We start from the raw sequence: 18852 nt of genomic DNA, 5'->3' as shown, positions 1-18852 counted from the left end.
TCTAGCAATAATAAGTATACCTACTGGCTTATCATGAATATTTTTTTTTGATAAGTGCCATTTAAGTCATTTCACCAAAAGCTTTTACACTTCCATCCGCATTAAGGTTGTACTGAGCCATTGCATTATCAAAATCTTTTTCAAAATAATAATCGAATCTTGCTATTTCATACCATTTACCTAAATACCGATTGACATCAAATTGTCTGACAGGCTGAGCTTTCTCAGGCATAAAGGAACAGGAAGTCATACTATTTAAAAACACGAAGCATAGTATGACTATAAGAATTGTTCTATTTTTCATTTTTAGTTATTTTTTTAAAGAAATAAATATTGAGTAAAAACTGGCTGTAGCCATAGACGGCATCTTCAACAGGAATCGTTCCCATTCTAATGCCTAAAAAATCATCAGGATTATAATTAACAACCGGTGAAGAAATTAATGAGCCTGTCAGTATCCCATTCACAGCAAAAAAACCAGGCATCAGAACCAGATATACAAAGCTGGCTTTGCCTAACCATTGTTTTTTAGCGATAAAATGAAGATAACCAAGTGTAAGTATGGTTACAATTACTGTCAGTAAAGTATATATTCTTTCATAATAATGTAGCCCTACAACACAAAGAACAATAAAAGAAGTAAATACAATGAGATTATTAAAAGCACTCATCCAGCCCAGATTAAAATACTTTTCAAGGCAATAATAAGTAAAAACACAAGCGAAGGGAATACAATAAAAAAACAGCCATTCCTCTACTGGAAGTCCCGCTATTTTAAATCCTAAGGTATAATTGAGATCAAACCACCATACTCCTTTTGCTGTGAACCAAATATCCCAGGCAATAAAAGGAATGGCTACAATGGTGGATGACAGCAAAAATTTTCCAAAAAGTTTATTAAACTGTATTCTTCCGTCAAAAGATGCCAAAAAGCAGATAATCACGGTGAAAAAGTTAATCAGTATGTAAGTATAAGGCATCATTTTTTATTGAAATACATTTTAAAATATTTAACAGGCACCCACAAAAAACCGAAACATTCTCCATCTTCTTTTCCCAGATGTTTGTGATGCTGCTTATGAGCACGTCTGATAGCAAGAAAGTACGGATTCTTTGTTTTAGTAAAAATCTTAGCCCTCTGATGAATAAAAATATCATGCACAAAGAAATAGGCCATGCCGTAAAGGCTTATTCCCAGACCGATAAAAAACCAATAACTAAAATCCTGTTGTACTCCCAGATACAATAAGGCAATAGCCGGGCTTGCAAAAATGAAAAAGAACCAATCATTTTTTTCTAATTGGCCGTCATGGCTGTGATCATGATGATCCCGGTGCAGGCTCCACAGGAAACCATGCATAATATACCGGTGAATAAGCCATGTAGCTCCTTCCATGGAAACAAAAACTCCCAAAACGATCAGAACATTCATGATTCTTTATGTTTATCGTTAAAAAGATTATTCAAAACCCTGTATCTGAAATCGAAAATACTTTTAAGCTTTTCCTTTACAAATAACTGATGAGCTATTTTACCTAAAATCCCCATTGGAAGTTCATAGTCTAAGGTATCTTTCATGAGTACTCCATGCTCGTTAGGAATAAATTCATGAAAATGATTCCAGTGCTTATATGGACCTTCTTTCTGAAAGTCTGTAAAACTTTTATAATCTTCAACCTGTCTGATAATGGTTTTCCACCTCATGGGAATCCCCAATAAAGGAGAGACTGTATAATCTATTTCCATTCCTTTAAAAATAGGCTTATCCTTCACATCAGAAAGAACCACAAACCCCATACTCTCTGGGGTGATTTCTGATAAATTATGAGGGGATGAAAAAAACTTCCATGCCGTTTCAATATTGCAGCCCAGCTGTTGTTCTCTGTATAATCTGTACATCATTTATTTTTTATTGATTGTTAAACGCTCCAAAAAATCATTTTTAAACGGAATTCTACAATCAGAAATAAGCTGATTTGTAGCGAATATAGCTTTTGAAAGCAACCAACAGCTTTTGTGAGTTAGCAATTCTGATTCTTTGCTGTAATATATTCTGGGAGCTTGTTTTTTTTATTTTTTCAAACAGGGAAAGGTAATATCTGTAGGCTAGGTATACTCCGAAAATGGATGAGCCCGGGAGTTTTTTAATTCCCAGCAACGCTTCTTTGAATTCTTCTTCAATTTCCTTTTCAATCAGCGTTTTAACGTTATTATCAAAGACTGACATATTCAGGAACGGAAAATAAGTTCTTCCTAAAATTTGATAATCATCTTTCAGATCCCGTAAAAAATTAACTTTCTGAAAAGCAGATCCTAATTTCATGGCAAAGGGTTTCAGTTTCTTATACTGCTGTTTATCACCTTCTGTGAATATCTGCAGACACATCAGTCCTACAACTTCCGCAGATCCATAGATGTACTCTTTATACAATTCGGAGTTATAATCAATTTTATGAAGATCCATTTCCATACTGTGTAAGAACTGATCAATGAGCTGTCTGTTTATATCATACTTACGAACGGTTTCCTGAAATGAATGCAAAATAGGATTTAGTGATATACCATCTTCAAGCGCCTGATAGGTTTCAGACTTTAATCTCTTCAGAAGTTTCTCTTTATCATAGCCATGAAAGCTATCTACAATTTCATCTGCCAGGCGCACATACCCGTAAACAGCATAAACAGCAGGTCTGATGGAAGGCTTCAACGCCAGTATTCCCAATGAAAAACTGGTACTGTATTTTTGCGTAGTGTACTTACTCACTTCGTAAGACAATTCATCAAACAATTTTTTCATATTATTTTATTTTTAGTTTACTGACTTCAGTCGCTACAATTTTTCCGGAAATTATCGATGGCGGAACACCAGGACCGGGAACGGTTAACTGCCCTGTATAAAAAAGATTTCTGATCTTTCTGTTTCTTATTTTGGGTTTTAAGACAGCTGTCTGTGATAAAGTATTGGATAGTCCGTAGGCATTACCTTCATAGGCATTATAATCGGAAATAAAATCACTTACACAGTAGCTTCTTTTGTATTCTATTCTGGAAATAAGATCAGTATCACCGGTATGCTTTTCAATTCGCTTAAGCATCTCCATCAGGTATTTTTCTCTGATAGATTCTTCATCATGTATTCCAGGAGCAAGGGGTAAAAGCAAAAAGAGATTTTCACAATCTTCAGGCGCTACCTCCGGATCTGTTTTAGATGGGCAACAGGTATAGAAAAGCGGCTCAGATGGCCATTGCTTATTTTCATAGATACAGCCTATATGATTGTCAAGTTCGTTTTCAAAAAACAGAGTATGATGCTTTATATGAGGAATTTTTCCTTTGATCCCAAGATAATAGATAAGACATGAAGGAGCAAAGGTTTTCGTCTTCCAATATTTTTCGTTATAGTTTCTGAGAGATTTTGGGAGTAACGTCTCCGTATGATGATAATCTGAGGAAGCAATTACGGCATCAAACTCATATGTTTCACCATCAATTGTTATGGAAGATACCTTTCCGTTTTCTGTATTGATTTTTTGTACTTCGTGATTAAAATGAAAGATTGCTCCCTGCTTTTCCGCTACTTCCTTCATGGCGAGAACAAGCTGACAAAACCCTCCCATTGGGTATTTTGTTCCCAAAACATAGCCTCCGTAATTCATAAGACTGTATAGGGCTGGAATATTCTTTGGGGAAGCTCCAAGAAATATAACCGGAAATTCCATTAAAGATTTGAGTTTGGGATCCGTAAAATATCCTGAAACATATTTTCTGAAATTGCTTAAAAGATCAAGCTTTAGTGCACTTTCCGCTATTTTTAAAGAAGCAAATTCCAACCAGTTATAACAAGGTTTTGTTACAAATTCTTTCATTCCTACCTCATATTTAAATTGGGCAGACTGCATAAACTTGTCGTATTGCATAGCCGCACCGGTTTCTATTTTTTCAAAGAGCTTGCGGATGTCTTCATTTTTCTTGGGAACTGCAATTTTTTCTTCTGAAAAAACCATTTCAAACTGAGGATCCAAAGAAACAAGATTAAAAAAATCGGATGCTTTACACCCAAAATCACTAAAAAACCCATCTATAATATCGGGCATCCAGTACCAGCTTGGCCCCATATCAAAAACATATCCTTCATCTGTTTTAAATTGTCTTGCACGCCCACCTGGTTGAGAGTGCTTTTCAAATACGTGTACTTCATTACCTGATTTTGCTGCATAAGCTGCCGCTGAGATTCCGGAAAATCCGGAACCTATCACCGCAATTTTCTTTCTTAAGTTTCCAGTATTCATTGTTGTTTATTTAATAGTTTTTAACAGACTCTCTTAGTTATCAATTCAGTCTATTGTAGACAATATCCAGCAAATCTTTGGCTTCGATATTCATACGGTAAAAAGAATCATGAAATTCATCCAATTTAGAAAGTATAGCAATAAGCAGCATTTGTTCAGAATGGTTCAGATTTCCCACTACCACCCTTGAAGCTTTACGGATTTCATCCATGTGCTCATCCAGCACAGAAAGTCCTTTTTCAGTTATCTGAATATGTTTGATCCTTCTATCTTTATAGGAGACGGTCTGTTCAGCCCAGCCATTACGGATCAAGCGGTTAATAATAAGTATGCCGGAAGATTTCTCACTAGCATTATATCTTATGAGTTCCATTTTTGTCAGAGCTCCCATGGTTTTCAGGATTATCAGATAAATAAAATCATCTTGGCTTGAAAAAACGGAATTACCAATTGAACGTGAGTACGTTTTTGCATACCTTCCCATTCTTATCAATAAGGTATTGATGATACTATCAGAACTTCTTCCTAATTCCTTTCCTACCCAATCCGGATGTTCCTGCCCAGAATAAGATTTCGAAGAAACATTGATCCATTGTGTAAATCCCTGAAGATCGTCACTATATTGCACTTTATCTTCATTCTGTTCCATGAATTGCTGAACAAGCTCAACAACTGCTTTTATAAGATCAAAATTCATATAAAATAAATTAGTATACAAATATACTTATTAAAGTTTATAAATATACTTTTTATTTTTTTGTTTTTATTCTCCCGAATTATAATTAAGTGTTCAAAGCACTTATTAAAATAAAAAAAATACCTTATAATCAGCATTAAATAAAAACCTGATTTTAAAAAGGTAGTTGTATGGAGTATATTTAATACATTAAAATAGTGTATTAATAAACTATAAATTTTTAAAATATGAAAAAATGTATTTTACTTAAACGATGTATTAAAAAATAATTTGAATTGTGTTTTCCAAAACAAGAGAAGGAAATAGCTTTATAACTCACTGCTTTTAAGATCCCTCTGATTCTTATACCAGACTTGAACCTATTCCAATATTAAATTGTTTTTTATATTTCTTAAATTGGTGCCATCCTTTATGGTAGTGGGTATGTGCTTTTGCTTTTTTAGATACGGAATTAGTACAAACAGATTTGCTAACAAGAAAACAACTTATTGATGCAATTACAGTGGAACAATTCACACCCGGACCTGTTTTTTCATCAGTCACTTTTATAGGATACCAGATTAACGGATTATATGGTTCTATTGTTTCAACAATAGCAATATTCTTTCCTTCATTTGTACTTGTGCGTTTCTCAATCCATTAGTAAAAAAATACACAGCTCAAAAGGTTTGTCAATATTTCTTGATGCAGTAAATGTAGCTTAGGTAGCCATTATATTATCTGTATGTCTTGTAATGAGCAGGCAAAGTATTTTTGACTGGCGAACCATTGTAATTGCAATTATAAGTGGCATCATTGTTTTTAAATTTAAGAACATCAATACTGCATTCATTGTTTTTGGAGGTGCGTTATTGGGATTTGTACTATTTCATATTCAGTTAGATTAATTAAGTGAAGTTTTCGTAAAGACTTTAATTTTTCCATCAGAAGAATTCGACAAATCAAGTCAAATATATACCAAGTAGGTTAAATTTGTTTTCTACTAAGTTGAAAGAGCTAAATTGCATAAAGTTGCAGGTTATAAACATGTGGTAAAAATGAACTTTTTAATTAGCTCAAACGAACCAAGTCATCAATTAAAGTATTCAAAGATACGCTAACATTGATAACATAAGCCAAAACATTTGAAATTGGGAAACTTTGTAATCTGGATGCATTTATCTAAACCGTTTGATATTGATGATCTATTAGCTAAAGTTCGAAGTCTCAAGTCATCAGGTTGCAATATCTTATTTACCGCGCTCAGAAATATATCTTTCCATTCCTTATATTGATCGAGTCCCCTACTTCCATTTTCTGTATGATGGCATGACAAATTTCCACATTAAGTCCGGTCATCATTGCAATTTCGTGAAGATCCAGACTAATTTCCAAAGATAATAGTTCTTGATCAGGCTCTTCAAACTTTAAAAACTGAAAGAGCTCTGTGATCTTGTCGGAGGGAATTTTATTAAAATCGATGCGATTTGTTTCTATACAATTTTACAACTGCAGGGTATTTCGGGATATGTATCATCATTACTTTTTCGGACGTAATGATATCAATGAAACTTTCTTTTGGCATTAGCAGAACAATGCAGTCTGTAATGGCAACATCAAAGGAAGATGAAAGTTCAATTAATGTGACATAGTTTCCCTTGGCTTTACCCAAATGGTACCGATTATGTTATTTCCTTCAGAATCGGCTTTGGCAAATGTTATAAGCCCACTTACGATCTGAAAGTAATGCCCAACCTCCTCATCTCCGCTGAAAAGCAGAGAGCCCCCAGCAAATGTCCTGAGTTCAGCCTCATTCAATCTCAGGAAGTCCTCCTCAATCATAATATTGTTAAATTATTAATAAATATAGCTTTTAATGTTTATTACACTTTATGATTTGCACCATAAGAGTATCATTTGTCAATCTTATTAATAGAATTAGGGAACAATCGTAATAAAAAGGTAGATCATAAATATACCGATAAGCACAAATCCCTGCATAATGTTTGTTTTTCCTGTGGCCAGAGAAATCGTGATGATAAATAGTGATAGCCCCAGGAGAACTGTCGATTTGAAGTCGATTCCCAATGTCATCCGAATGCCACTTATTAACGATATGATCGCAATGGCAGGAATGCTCAGTCCGATGCTCGCCAGTGCAGAACCAAACGCCAGGTTCAGGGAAGTCTGTATCCGATCATTTCTGGCCGCCCTGATTGCAGCAAGAGCTTCCGGTAAGAGTACGATTCCTGCAATGATAACACCTACTGCAGATCTTGGTGCTCCCACAGCCACTACAAGATATTCTACATCTTTTGACAGAAGCTTTGCCATCAGAACAACCACGCCCAAACTTACGATCAGCATAAAACTGCTGATATACATATTCTTTCTGGAAACTTTGATTTTACCGTCGTATTCCACAGTTTTTTCCTTCGCTTTGTCACTGGGCGATATAAAAAAACTCCGATGCCTTATCGTCTGCACCATTGTAAATCCTAGATACAGCGCCAGACATAACAAAGCAATAAACAAAAGCTGAAACGAAGTATACTCACCTCCTTTGTGACTGACCGTATAGTTTGGTAATATTAAAACAAAAACAACCACTGCTGTCAGAGTGATAAGCGCCGTACTTACGCCTTTCAAAGTGAAGGATTGCTCCCTGTATCTTAATGATCCAATAACAATACAGATACCGATAATTCCATTAAGGATGAGCATAACTGCCGCAAAGACCGTATCCCTTGCCAGGGTGATGGTCTCTAGACCTTGTGCTCCAAGCATGATGGAAATGATCAGCCCAACCTCGATGACTGTTATGGCAAACGCCAGAAGAAGGGTGCCAAAAGGCTCACCCAGATGGTGTGCAAGCACTTCGGAGTGATAAACCGCCGTGAGCACGCTTCCCAGTAACAGTGCAGTTAACAGGATCGAATAATAGCCTGATGAAAAGATGAAGTTCCCAAAATAGAAGAGCCATGATAAAACCGGCACGAAAATCGTCCAATACCGTAAGTATTTATCTTGATTCATAAAGAAAAACGCAATTTAATTTCTCGGGTGATAGCAGCTCATCACCTTCCAAAAACAGATGTGACTAGTTAGCAGATAAGCCTTTACCTGGAGGGTTTTTATGATAGAAACAATGGTCTCTATTTGAATTGATAAAGAAATACAACATTACCCGTGTAGGCAGATTTCGACTCATCCTTGACCACAAGTCTTGCCCCGACAATAACCTTGACGATTCCCCGTAGGTCATTGACCGATCTGATCGTTGCCTGCAAGGATACTTCAGAATTTACTTTCACGGGTATTCCGAATCTCAGGTCTTCAATTCCGTAATTGATCTCAAGGCTTACATTCTGCACTGATGCGATTTGCTTCCACAGATATGGGATCAGCCCAAGGGTAAGGTATCCGTGGGCGATGGTTGATCCATAAGGACTGTCAATGGATGCCCTTTCGCTATCCACATGAATCCACTGGTGATCCAAAGTGACATCTGCAAATCTGTCGATCTGTTTTTGATCAATCATATGCCATAGGGAATTTCCGACCATGACTCCCTCCAATGATTTATATTCTTCGTAATTGTTGATGATCTGCATATATTTTCTGATTTAATAGTTCAATGGCAGCAGTATGCTTTCCTTAAAAAGATAAAAAGCCTCTCGCAATATGCGGGAGGCTGTAATATAATTAATATAATAGATTACTATATCGATCAGATTATGCCAGTTTAACGTTGATTGCGTTTAAACCTCTATCTCCTTTCTGTACGTTGAAAACAACCTCGTCGTTCTCACGGATGCCTCTTGACTGAAGTCCTGAGGTATGTACAAAGATGTCTGCGCCACCTTCTGATGGTGCAATGAAACCGAAGCCTTTTGCTTCGTTGAAAAATTTTACGGTGCCTTTTTGCATTGTAAATAAAATTAAAAAATTAATATAATGGGATCTGTACACTTTACAGATCTCATTTTTGAGGTAAAATTATGATCTGTAGGACAAACTGTAATATTTGCCGTTAGCTAACTATCATTCTTTGCTCGGCTCATTGATGCTATGCATTAAGATCTCTAAATATCTTCGCCTGCAATATCGGGTCATTTTTTAAGATCAAAGGAATCAGCATTCTCAATATCATTAAAAATCGGATCTATAAACGGGGAACTGTAGAAGCAAGACCGATCGGTGTAATGGGACCGGTTAAGCGAAGGCAGGAACCTTTCTTTATGAATACTTTGCAAATCTATATAAATATTCAGTTAAATTAAAAAATATAAATAGTTGATTATCATTATTTTATTCGTAGATTACGCACACAGAAGAATTATTTGCACAGTGCGGATGATCAAAAACTCCGTAAGCATGCAGACCCATCCAACTATACCACAGACATTAGCTCAAACTTCCGAAGAGCATTCCTTACCACAGGTTCGTATCGCTTATTTCATTATGGTACACCAGCGACCTGAGGCCTTTAAGACATTACTTGAAAAAATATATTGCCGCGATCAATTTTACTTAATACACATCGACCGCAAAGCGAGTTCCGAAACAACGGAAGCAATCCAGGATTATGTCATTCAATATCCGAATGTCTACATTCTGGAAAGTATGAATATCGTCTCAGGAGGCTTCAGCATGATCCAGGCGGAGCTCAACGCGATGGAATTCTTACTCAATACCAGCAAGAAATGGGATTATCTTATCAACCTAAGTGGCGAAGATCTTCCATTGAGGTCCCAGCAAATCATCAGGCAGTTTCTGACCTTCAATACTGGAAGAAACTATATTTTCTACTACGATCAGAAGTTTTATAGACCCGATACGTTGCGGAGGATTCAGAATCACTTTACGGAACTCACACACAGGATATCCTCATTAATCTACAAAAGAGCCTTTATGAAGAATGTAACTCCGTACATTGGTGGCAAATGGTTTATTTTTACACGGGAGACATGCTCCTTTTTGACCAATAATAAGAAAGTAATGGATTTTGAAGATTATTATCTACACACCCTGCTTCCTGCTGAATCCTTTTTTCAGACCGTTCTGATGAATACCGACTTCAATGACATTATTGTGAATGATGACAAAAGAGCAATCCTTAATCCACCATTGATAGGCAAAGACAATTATTACAACCAGTTCCTCAGACTCCTGACAGAAAGTAACAGCCTTTTCATCAATAAAGTCGGCGACATAACTGATCAGTGGATCATCCAATATACGGATAGCAGTTATGACCTCCCACTACCGGAAGTCAATGAGATTGAAAGAGAATTAAAAAGAGATAAACCCGGCAGCAATTAATTAAAGTTATTATTCAATTTAAAGTTAACATTATTTCTTTTAAGGAAGGGATTACAATTTTATTTCTCTTTCTTTACCATTAATGCCCTCTGACAAACGATAGAAATTATTAATTTTTCAAAATCCAAACATTCTGATTTTTGGGTTTGTTATTTGCAATGATCTGATGTTTTAAAGACTTAAAAATCCTTTATTCTTTAGCAAAAACTTTTACATACCAGTATGTTACCAGTGGTAATGCAAAAATTTGGAATAGGAACGTGAATAAGGACATTAACCCTTCCTGATGATTAGCATTAGCTTTAATCATTAATTGTGGACCAAGCGACCCATTTGAAAAAACTAATATATTTACAAGGTTCCAGCCTAGATGAATCGCTATTGACAGATAAATTGATCTTGTGTTATGAAAAGCAAAGGCGAGAACCCATCCAAACGTACCGGTCATAAGTAAAATTATAAGCATTTTTAGTGGGCTTCCAAAAGAATCATATGAAAACCAATGATAGACACCAAATAAAACTGCTGATAATATGCAGGCCCATTTGGGCCCTATCCTATTTATTGCAATATAAAGCAATGCTCCTCGAAAAACAAATTCCTCAAATAGGACAGATTTTAAGATCCACCATATACTATTAAAAAGTATCTGAATAGACATCTGTTTATTGTAAATCCAAAAATTATCAACCAGATAGACATTCATAATATGATAAGCTGCACAAACAAAACTAGCTATCACGAGTCCAACAAAAAAATCTTTAGATCTGTTCTTTGTTAGTGCTAGTCCTAAAACCGTAAGCTGTTTTTTTTCGATTAACCATAGCAAAATCCAAGATAAAGACAAAATGATAATTATGCCGATCATAGGTAAAAGTTTATATATTTTTTAGGCATTAAATATAGCTCAAGTATCTGATAACAAAAACAATATATGAATATAATGAAATTCTTTTTTAAAATTTGAACTGGATAAAAATAATCCGCTTGCTCAGGAATCACAAAGAGATTTACTCAACAATAAAAACTATTGGAACGCTTATTTTTGGGATAAAGTGACCGTCAATCACAATGGTCGAAATGCCAGAAAGCACGGTGGTACTTTTGGAACACAGAATCTGTTTTGGGTTTTCCCTGATTGTAACATCGGGATTTCTGTAATCACCAATCAGGGTGGAGAAAATACTTACGGGAATTTATACAATGTTGTTCAAAATCTGATAGATGATTTGAAACCTTTTGGGAAGAAATTAATTGGAAGAGAAATCGAGAAAAAATCTTTTGAAAACATCGATTCGGGAATTGCCTATTACAAAGAATTAAAGAAAAACAAACCAGATTCTTACAATTTTTCTGATGAATCTGAATTGAATACGTTAGGTTATAAATTGATGAGAAGTGGAAAAATAACTTCATCCATCAAACTTTTTCAACTCTATGTTTGCGAATTTCCCAACTCAGCAAATCCTTATGACAGTTTAGCTGAAGCCTATTTTAATAATAAGGAATATGAGCTTTCCAAACAAAATTATCTTAAATCTTTGGAACTGAATCCTGAAAATACAAATGCAAAAGAGAGGCTTTTGAAAATTGAGGAAGTCTTGAAGAAATAACTAATGATTTTAATTATTTATAAATATCAATAAGAACAGGCTTTTAGTCTGTTCTTCAATTTTATAAAAACAATTTGGTTTTGGCTGACATCTAATTTTTTTTTGTATTAAAGCTTTGTTATCAGTTAAAATCATTACTTTTGCATATTGTATACAATATGCAATATGAATATGATAACACAAGAATCTCTAAAAAGTCAAATCATAAAAGTATTGTGGCAATTAATCATTGAAGGCAAAATAATGCCCAATGAACCAATGCGGGAAGTACAGTTGACAGAATTGCTCAACATTAGTAGAACGCCACTTCGAGATGCGCTTCAACAATTGGAATGGGAAGGAATTGTTGTTTCCGAACCAAGAAAAGGTTATCGGTTGTCACAATTTTCAGAAGCTGATATTTTTGAAATTTATCCTTTGAGAGCGAGATTAGAATCGTTTGCTTTAGAATTATCAGGAGTTCCGGATAAAAAAGTTTTGGAAGAACTGAATGAAATTAACCTAAAAATTATCAATTCTAAATCTCCTAAAGAAATAGTTGAATTAGACGAGAGCTGGCATTTATTATTGATTTCCAATTGTCCAAATCAAAGACTTTTAAAAATGATAAAAACCTTGCAACGCCAATCGCAACGCTATGAATATGCTTATATGGCAATGAACAAAACAGTTGAAAAATCCAGCAATCAACGCGAAAATATCATTCTTCAATTATAAAAAGGAGAACTTCAAAAAGCAACAGAATTATTGGCAGAAAATAATTTAGTTGGGATGGATACAATGCTTACTTGGTTACAATCTCAGAATAAATAAAAATCAAAATAATGGATACTGTAAAGAAAATGTTATGTAGTTTTCTATTTTTAAGCACTGTAATTCAAGTGTTTGCACAAGATACGATTAAGCTTAAACCTTACATTGAAAATATGAAAACGGTCGATGTTTTCATTGAAGGGAAAAAATATAATTTCCTGTTTGATACAGGGGGCTCAGAAACAATTATTTCGCCAGAGATTGCTCATACAATCAAGAAAAAAATCTATGGGAGTACAACAGGATTCAGAATGAGTGGAGAAATGATTAAAGCTCAAAAATCAGACAGTGTTTTACTTTCAATGGGCAAAACAAAAATTTTCCATCAAACTGTTGGTGTTTGGGATTTAATGAGTATTCTACCCAAAGAATTTCCAAAAATTGATGGTGTTATCTCACTCAAATCTTTTGCTCAAACCATTCTAACCATCGAACTTTCTAAAAATATAATAATAATAGAAAATAAAACTTCCGCAAAGAAAGCAATAAAAGGAAAATCACTTTTAACAACAAGATTCGCCAACGGTTTGGAAGGAGGCGAATTAAATATATTCATCGCAATCCCAAAACAAAACAATCTCTATTGGTTTCTTTTCGATTCTGGCAACAGTGGACCAATGCTTTTATCGAACGAAAGTGCAAAAATTTGGAACATAGAAAAGGAGTTTCAAAAAGATAATTTTGAAAATAATTCTGAATCAGAATTTGTAATGGGCGATAAAAGTTTGAAAATAAAGCCTTCCGTAAGAGATATAATTTATGATGGAGTTCTGAATTTTGATGCCATTAACAAATATATTTTTACAATCGATTTTAAAAACAAAGAAGTTTGGATTGAATAGAAATTGATTTAATTAAGTTTCCAAAACTCAATTTAAAATCAATATTGAAGTCTCCATTTTTAAAAGACCTAACGAATACTAATTAATTAACAATAATGTCATTCGTTAAAAGATGTATTTCAAAAATTATAATAGAAACTATTTTTAAGCTAGAAAATTTATGAAACCAAGAATAATAATGCTTTTATTACTATGTTTTTTTACAATAGTATACGGGCAGAACAAAAAAGAATCTAAAAATCAGACTAATTCAAAATTTGATAGCCTAAAAATCACTGCAGAAAAATTAATGAAGCAAAAAAAGCTCAATGGGTTAAGCGTTGCTGTTTTTGAAGATTATAAAGTCATCTGGACAAATCAATGGGGAATAAAAGAGGCAGGTTCACAACTTTATTACGAAAAATTTTCTTCCATTTGGCAATCGTATCTCTGCTTATGTTATAATGTTTTGCAATTTGGGTATCATTAAGTCCAAGTATTTTCTGTTCTTCTAAAACATATTGAATATCAGCCTCTTTATAACATCGATGTCGTCTATTAAGCAACTCAGATTTCTTATCGTTCTCACCAAATATGAGTTTGTTCAACTGAATGACATCAAGAGCTGATAAATTCTTTTTTTCAACAGATGGTCACAAATATTCATTTTATCAGGATATAGTTTGATAATATCATTATAGATCCGGCTGAAATCCGCCGACATATTTATTTTTTGTATTTGTTGATCCATTTGTATAGAGTAGTTTTAGGAATTCGATACTCTTCTATTACTTCCTTCTTTGTTTTATCACCGGCTTCAATTAAGTTTAATATAAAATCTAGATGATGTTGACCTCTGGACCTCCAAATTCAATGTTTTAAAACCTATGATTTAAGCAACTAGAATGCGTAATAGAAATATATATAATTTAGGAACAAAAATAAACAACAATATATTTGAATATACCAAACTATATTTTCTAATCTAAATCTTAATTCAACAGTAAAAGACAGTTGACACCAACTAAAGACTTACTATTCCACTGCTGTTTATTACTAAATTTTAGAATTAAATAGCCTTATACAAAAACTAAAAGAAATTATTTGATAATAGAGTTTGTAATTCTTGTTTAATTTGACTCAATCGAACCAAATCATCGATGAAAGTGTTTGAAGATATGCTCGTATTGGTCACAAACGACAATATGCGCAAATTTAGGATAATTTGCGCATATTTTATTTATATTATCTCAAAACTTATTCCAGTTTAACAATAATCTCCTTAGACCATAAACAACGATTGAGATCAAATACTATAATAATATTTGACCTGCTTAGTGCATCAACTCAGCTGTTTTCTTTAAAAATTCTTCCACAGCCATCTGCTGGGTCATTCTTCCTCTAATTATATAGATATGTTTTGCAAAAGTGCCCCCATTCTTTTCAATGATCGTTTTAAAAGCATCAATATATTTTTGGTCAAATTTACTGTTCATAGAATTGAATAACACCACCCTCTTCCCTGAAAAATCATTTTTACGGGCAAATTCAAAAATTTGTGGTGCCGGACTGTACAGCCATATTGGAGAGCCAATATAGATTGTATCATATTTTGATACATCAATTTTACCGGGGGTAATTTCCGAGGCGGTTTCCCTCGCATCCTGTAAAGATTCAATCCATCCGGTGAATCCGATATGATCTCTGTCAGATTGGATAGGTACCACTGCTGCGTGTTTAATTTCAGCGATCTTTCTTGCCATTAATTCTGTATTTCCTGAACGTGAAAAGAAAACAACCAGATTCTCATGACGACCTCCATTCTGACTCAGCGACTTAATGATGTTTTTATTTCGGTGATATTGGTAACTGTCAATACCCACAATTGCTATCGCAAATGCAAAAACACCTGCGACAATAATACCTAAAGCTATCCAAAGCATCTTTTTAAGACTATATTTTTTATTCATAATCCTTCCTTATTACTGAAAAGGTTTGTAAAGCAGTAGGATATACAAACCTTTCAAAACATATTTATGCAGTTATTTCAGTGATCTGAAATGTTTCTGCCAGATATTCCGGATATTTTTCCAGATCTGATTCTATTTTCTGATCCCGGAATATATCAAATGTTCCATAATCCGGCATGATCTCATAGCCCACAAAACGATATGAACTGGTTAAATTTAACATTAAATCGCTGGTTGTCTTGCCCTGCATTAAAACCTGTTCAGGATTCCCAAATGCTTCTTTAGGAGCATTCCATGTTGCAGACACCATAAACTTTTTGCCATACATTTTGCCCCCTGTACCATACTGCTTGTTCGGATCTTCTTGACTTCGCCCATCTGCCTCCTGAAATTTCTTTGAAAACAGACCTGCATTAAATACTTCATCTACATATTTCTTGTAGATCCATGGTGCCCCAAACCAATTGATAGGGGTCTGCAATATAACGATCTCAGCTACAAGATGCTTTTCAACTTCTTCAGTGGGATCATAGCCATTTTCCACATATGTTTCAAGCACTTGGTACCCATTGGAAATAAAAAATTCTTTTGCTTTATCCTGAAAAGCTCTGTTTAGTACTCCTTCAGACCAGTTAGGGTAGGTTAAATGTGTATTTACCAATAGTGCTGTTTTTTTATCACTCATTTTTCTTTTTTTCTTAAATTTTAAATATTGAAATCAATAAAAGATGGTTTATCACCATACACACCCGGCTTATTCACACCTACGCTTGCTTTTATATCTTTTCCCGACTCAATAATATTCATGATATAAGCTGCGACAGCTTTTCTAGATACTTCTGTTCCGGTAAATGGTTCTCCTTTCTGCGTTGTTTCAAAATCCGCATCATCATTATCCGTTAACCAGCTTGGACGCACAATAGTATAATCAAGATCTGATGCTTCAATTATATCGGCAGCTTCTTTATAGCGAACCAAATCTTTTCCAATGATAGCCTCATTCCATTCTCCGAACTTACCCGGAAGTTCTTTATAGATTCCTAGAGAAGTTGTAAAGATTAACCGTTTTACATTATTTTTATCCATTGATCTTACAATCAAATCTGCAAATTTATTCATAGGACCATCAACATTTACAAATACAATATCCTGACCTTTAACAGCCGCATCCAATTGCTCATTATTTAATACATCTCCCTGTATAACATCTGCTTCAGGAGCTTGTTCTGCCAACTCTTTTGTATTTCTGGAAAATAAAGTCAGCTTGTATTTTTCAGTATCTTTTAAGAAGTCAATTAAATGCTTTGAGATTCTTCCATTAGCACCAATGATTATAATTTTCTTTGTCATTTTTATGATATTTTAATTTGAGTTCGGGTGAAAGAATTTAAGGGCAACAGGATGGAAGTTACTTTCAGCTATCATTACAGACAACCGACGACATTATTCATTTTAGTTTAATGCAGATAAAATAGATGAATCGTTATTCTTTATGACCTTCCTAATTTTCAGCTTCCTGCACCTAGCTTCAAACCTTATTAATTCAGAAATCTTTATTCTGAACTCAGGTAATTTTAATAGAAAGAGGGCTTATCACCCTGTGATCCGGGCTTTTGAACACCAACACTGGAATAATTATCTTTTCCCGGATTTTTCAGAAGGCTAACGATATACATTGCTACTGCCTTACGGGATACTTCTGTACCGGTAAAAGGCTCTCCTTTCTGAGTAGTCTCGAAATCTGTTTCATTTTTATCGGTAAGCCATGATGGACGAATTACCGTATAATTTAATGCCGATCCTTCAATAATATCCGCTGCATGACGGTAACGCACCAGATCGGAACCAATCATCCTATCATTCCACTGCCCGAATTTTCCGGGAATTTCATGATAAATTCCCAAAGAAGTAATAAAAATTAACCGTTGAACTTTTTCTGCTTCCATTGTTTTTACAATTTCACCAGCCATTTTATCTATCTGGCCTATGAGATTAGCGTAAACGATATCCTGCCCTTTTAGAGCCGCCTGCAAATCTTCTTTGTTCAATACGTCTCCTTTAATAATTGCAGCATTAGGGGCTTGCTCCTGTAAACCATTGATATTTCTTGCAAACAGGGTCAGTACAATATTTTCATCATCTTTAAGATCTTCTATAACGTGCTGTGCAATTGCTCCACTTGCACCCAGCACTAAAACTTTTGTTGCCATTTTTTTAAATTTTTATTATACAAATTTACATCACGCCATTCCTTTCAATGGGAAACAGATTACCTAATTAAGGATACTTTTTACGGATTTTTTCTTATTGATATCTGTATCTGTTTGATCTTAAAAAAGTAAAAACCCCTCCACCATGTGAAGAGATTTTTACAATCAACTCAATACTTCATATTTAAAATAAAAACACTTAATACATATAAGCTCCATTATCTACTGTAAGAACCCTTCCTGTTACCGCTTTACTCATATCACTTGCAAGATATAGAATTGCATTGGCCTGGTCGTCAGGTTGGGTAGGCGGCACCTCGGTATTCACATACAGAGAGTTATACTTCAGCATTTTATCTCCGCCCGCTAAATCTCCTGCTGCCCATGCTCTAGCCATAGGGGTATCTGTATGCCCGGGAGCCACTGCATTACAACGGATTCCCGTTCCTGAAAAACGAATTGCTATATTTTTTGTCATGATATTAACTGCTCCTTTTGTGGAAGTATACGCTACTCCACAAACAGGAAGTGAGCCGTTTACTGAGGTTACATTAACAATCACCCCTTCATTTCTTGGCATAAAATGCTGGACTGCTTCACGGCAGTACCTGAAAATACCAAAGTAGTTGATCTGGGCTACCTTTTCAAAATGTTCATCGGTAGTTTCTTCAATAGAGTACATATCACCATATCCTGCATTATTGACCATGATGTCCACCTGGCCAAATGTTTCTATAGCCTTAGCAAAAACTTCTTTAGGTGCTTTAGGATCTGCTGAGTCTGCAACAAGCCCTATAGCTTTTCCTCCTGTTTCTGTTATCTCCTGCACAACCTTTTCCAGTTCTTCTTTATTGATACTTGTCAGCACTACGTTTGCTCCTTCCTGAGCGAATAATTTTGCTGTTGCTAAACCTATTCCACTGCTCCCTCCTGTAATAACAGCGGTTTTATTTTCAAGTAATAATTTCATTTCTTATGATTTTAATGTTATTTTGTTTGTGTTAACAAATTTACCGGACTCAGAAGCAAAAAATTGGAGACAAATTACCTTATTAAGGATACTTTTTACGGATTTTTGGATTAAAACTCGTTAAATCCAGATGCAGCCGAAGTCCAATAAACATCACAAAAAAGC

The 18852-nt window shown here is 34.7% G+C and carries 24 protein-coding genes and 1 pseudogene; 5 read left to right on the top strand and 20 right to left on the bottom strand.

The window, feature by feature from the left end:
• Positions 1-61: 61 nt before the first annotated feature.
• From QWZ06_RS09560 to QWZ06_RS09530, 7 genes are read right to left on the bottom strand one after another with little or no spacing between them, the layout of a single operon-like run.
• The gene (locus QWZ06_RS09560; RefSeq protein WP_290297529.1) at positions 62-304 is read right to left on the bottom strand and encodes a lipocalin family protein; all 243 of its coding nucleotides are present in this window, start codon (positions 302-304) and stop codon (positions 62-64) included.
• Positions 294-980, bottom strand: a complete 687-nt coding sequence (locus QWZ06_RS09555; protein ID WP_290301324.1) for a lycopene cyclase domain-containing protein — start codon at positions 978-980, stop codon at positions 294-296. The genes QWZ06_RS09560 and QWZ06_RS09555 overlap by 11 nt, the downstream gene beginning before the upstream one ends.
• A complete protein-coding gene (locus tag QWZ06_RS09550; RefSeq protein WP_290297528.1) occupies positions 980-1432 on the bottom strand; it encodes a sterol desaturase family protein in 453 nt (150 codons plus the stop codon). The genes QWZ06_RS09555 and QWZ06_RS09550 overlap by 1 nt, the downstream gene beginning before the upstream one ends.
• On the bottom strand, positions 1429-1902 hold the full coding sequence (locus QWZ06_RS09545; protein WP_290297525.1) for an SRPBCC family protein: 474 nt from the start codon (positions 1900-1902) through the stop codon (positions 1429-1431). Before QWZ06_RS09545 ends, QWZ06_RS09550 begins: the two co-directional genes overlap by 4 nt.
• A gap of 58 nt (positions 1903-1960) precedes the next feature.
• A complete protein-coding gene (locus QWZ06_RS09540) occupies positions 1961-2797 on the bottom strand; it encodes a phytoene/squalene synthase family protein (protein WP_290297524.1) in 837 nt (278 codons plus the stop codon).
• A 1-nt stretch (position 2798) separates the two neighbouring features.
• Entirely contained in the window at positions 2799-4289 is a 1491-nt protein-coding gene (crtID, locus tag QWZ06_RS09535) for a bifunctional phytoene desaturase/3,4-desaturase (RefSeq protein ID WP_290297522.1), read from the bottom strand.
• Positions 4290-4329: 40 nt separating this feature from the next.
• A complete protein-coding gene (locus tag QWZ06_RS09530) occupies positions 4330-4986 on the bottom strand; it encodes a MarR family winged helix-turn-helix transcriptional regulator (protein WP_290297521.1) in 657 nt (218 codons plus the stop codon).
• Positions 4987-5452: 466 nt separating this feature from the next.
• Here QWZ06_RS09530 and QWZ06_RS28165 point away from each other — a divergent pair, with 466 nt between their 5' ends.
• Positions 5453-5629, top strand: coding sequence for a chromate transporter (locus QWZ06_RS28165; protein WP_435384114.1), 177 nt, complete (start codon positions 5453-5455; stop codon positions 5627-5629).
• 599 nt (positions 5630-6228) lie between these two features.
• Here the strand turns inward: QWZ06_RS28165 and QWZ06_RS09520 are convergent.
• The 5 genes from QWZ06_RS09520 to QWZ06_RS09500 form a co-directional block, all read right to left on the bottom strand.
• Positions 6229-6360 carry a hypothetical protein gene (locus QWZ06_RS09520; RefSeq protein ID WP_290297520.1) on the bottom strand — a complete coding sequence of 44 codons (132 nt, stop codon included), beginning with the start codon at positions 6358-6360 and terminating at the stop codon, positions 6229-6231.
• Between the two features lie 76 nt (positions 6361-6436).
• A complete protein-coding gene (locus tag QWZ06_RS09515) occupies positions 6437-6637 on the bottom strand; it encodes a hypothetical protein (RefSeq protein ID WP_290297519.1) in 201 nt (66 codons plus the stop codon).
• A gap of 266 nt (positions 6638-6903) precedes the next feature.
• Positions 6904-8001 carry a calcium:cation antiporter gene (locus QWZ06_RS09510; RefSeq protein WP_290297518.1) on the bottom strand — a complete coding sequence of 366 codons (1098 nt, stop codon included), beginning with the start codon at positions 7999-8001 and terminating at the stop codon, positions 6904-6906.
• Between the two features lie 119 nt (positions 8002-8120).
• Entirely contained in the window at positions 8121-8579 is a 459-nt protein-coding gene (locus tag QWZ06_RS09505; RefSeq protein WP_290297517.1) for a MaoC family dehydratase, read from the bottom strand.
• A 121-nt stretch (positions 8580-8700) separates the two neighbouring features.
• Positions 8701-8895 carry a cold-shock protein gene (locus QWZ06_RS09500; protein WP_290297515.1) on the bottom strand — a complete coding sequence of 65 codons (195 nt, stop codon included), beginning with the start codon at positions 8893-8895 and terminating at the stop codon, positions 8701-8703.
• Positions 8896-9342: 447 nt separating this feature from the next.
• Between QWZ06_RS09500 and QWZ06_RS09495 the strand changes: the two genes are divergently transcribed.
• A complete protein-coding gene (locus tag QWZ06_RS09495; RefSeq protein WP_290297513.1) occupies positions 9343-10290 on the top strand; it encodes a beta-1,6-N-acetylglucosaminyltransferase in 948 nt (315 codons plus the stop codon).
• Positions 10291-10480: 190 nt separating this feature from the next.
• Here QWZ06_RS09495 and QWZ06_RS09490 read toward each other — a convergent pair whose 3' ends face one another.
• Positions 10481-11158, bottom strand: coding sequence for a CPBP family intramembrane glutamic endopeptidase (locus tag QWZ06_RS09490; protein WP_290297512.1), 678 nt, complete (start codon positions 11156-11158; stop codon positions 10481-10483).
• 187 nt (positions 11159-11345) lie between these two features.
• Between QWZ06_RS09490 and QWZ06_RS09485 the strand changes: the two genes are divergently transcribed.
• The 3 genes from QWZ06_RS09485 (at position 11346) to QWZ06_RS09475 (ending at position 13558) form a co-directional block, all read left to right on the top strand.
• Positions 11346-11903 carry a tetratricopeptide repeat protein gene (locus QWZ06_RS09485; RefSeq protein ID WP_290297511.1) on the top strand — a complete coding sequence of 186 codons (558 nt, stop codon included), beginning with the start codon at positions 11346-11348 and terminating at the stop codon, positions 11901-11903.
• A 165-nt stretch (positions 11904-12068) separates the two neighbouring features.
• Positions 12069-12620: a GntR family transcriptional regulator gene (locus QWZ06_RS09480; RefSeq protein WP_290297510.1), complete on the top strand. Its 552-nt coding sequence runs from the start codon at positions 12069-12071 to the stop codon at positions 12618-12620.
• 107 nt (positions 12621-12727) lie between these two features.
• On the top strand, positions 12728-13558 hold the full coding sequence (locus QWZ06_RS09475) for an aspartyl protease family protein (protein WP_353959947.1): 831 nt from the start codon (positions 12728-12730) through the stop codon (positions 13556-13558).
• 344 nt (positions 13559-13902) lie between these two features.
• Here QWZ06_RS09475 and QWZ06_RS27780 read toward each other — a convergent pair whose 3' ends face one another.
• The 7 genes and pseudogenes from QWZ06_RS27780 to QWZ06_RS09440 form a co-directional block, all read right to left on the bottom strand.
• Complete coding sequence (locus QWZ06_RS27780; protein ID WP_353960009.1) at positions 13903-14103, bottom strand: helix-turn-helix domain-containing protein; 201 nt, start codon at positions 14101-14103, stop codon at positions 13903-13905.
• A 160-nt stretch (positions 14104-14263) separates the two neighbouring features.
• A pseudogene (locus QWZ06_RS28160) lies at positions 14264-14380 on the bottom strand (transposase); the annotation flags it as partial.
• A 491-nt stretch (positions 14381-14871) separates the two neighbouring features.
• Positions 14872-15507, bottom strand: a complete 636-nt coding sequence (locus tag QWZ06_RS09460; protein WP_290297507.1) for a flavodoxin family protein — start codon at positions 15505-15507, stop codon at positions 14872-14874.
• Between the two features lie 64 nt (positions 15508-15571).
• On the bottom strand, positions 15572-16192 hold the full coding sequence (locus QWZ06_RS09455; RefSeq protein ID WP_290297506.1) for an NAD(P)H-dependent oxidoreductase: 621 nt from the start codon (positions 16190-16192) through the stop codon (positions 15572-15574).
• A gap of 20 nt (positions 16193-16212) precedes the next feature.
• Positions 16213-16857 (bottom strand): NAD(P)H-binding protein, encoded by a 645-nt coding sequence (locus QWZ06_RS09450; protein ID WP_290297505.1) that lies wholly within the window; start codon positions 16855-16857, stop codon positions 16213-16215.
• 224 nt (positions 16858-17081) lie between these two features.
• The gene (locus tag QWZ06_RS09445) at positions 17082-17717 is read right to left on the bottom strand and encodes an NAD(P)H-binding protein (protein WP_290297504.1); all 636 of its coding nucleotides are present in this window, start codon (positions 17715-17717) and stop codon (positions 17082-17084) included.
• A 199-nt stretch (positions 17718-17916) separates the two neighbouring features.
• Positions 17917-18687: an SDR family NAD(P)-dependent oxidoreductase gene (locus tag QWZ06_RS09440; RefSeq protein ID WP_290297503.1), complete on the bottom strand. Its 771-nt coding sequence runs from the start codon at positions 18685-18687 to the stop codon at positions 17917-17919.
• Positions 18688-18852 lie beyond the last annotated feature (165 nt).

Origin of the sequence: Chryseobacterium tructae (assembly GCF_030409875.1) — a bacterium.
In the GTDB taxonomy this organism is placed as follows: Bacteria; Bacteroidota; Bacteroidia; order Flavobacteriales; family Weeksellaceae; genus Chryseobacterium; species Chryseobacterium tructae.
This window is presented reverse-complemented; position numbering and strand designations above follow the sequence as displayed.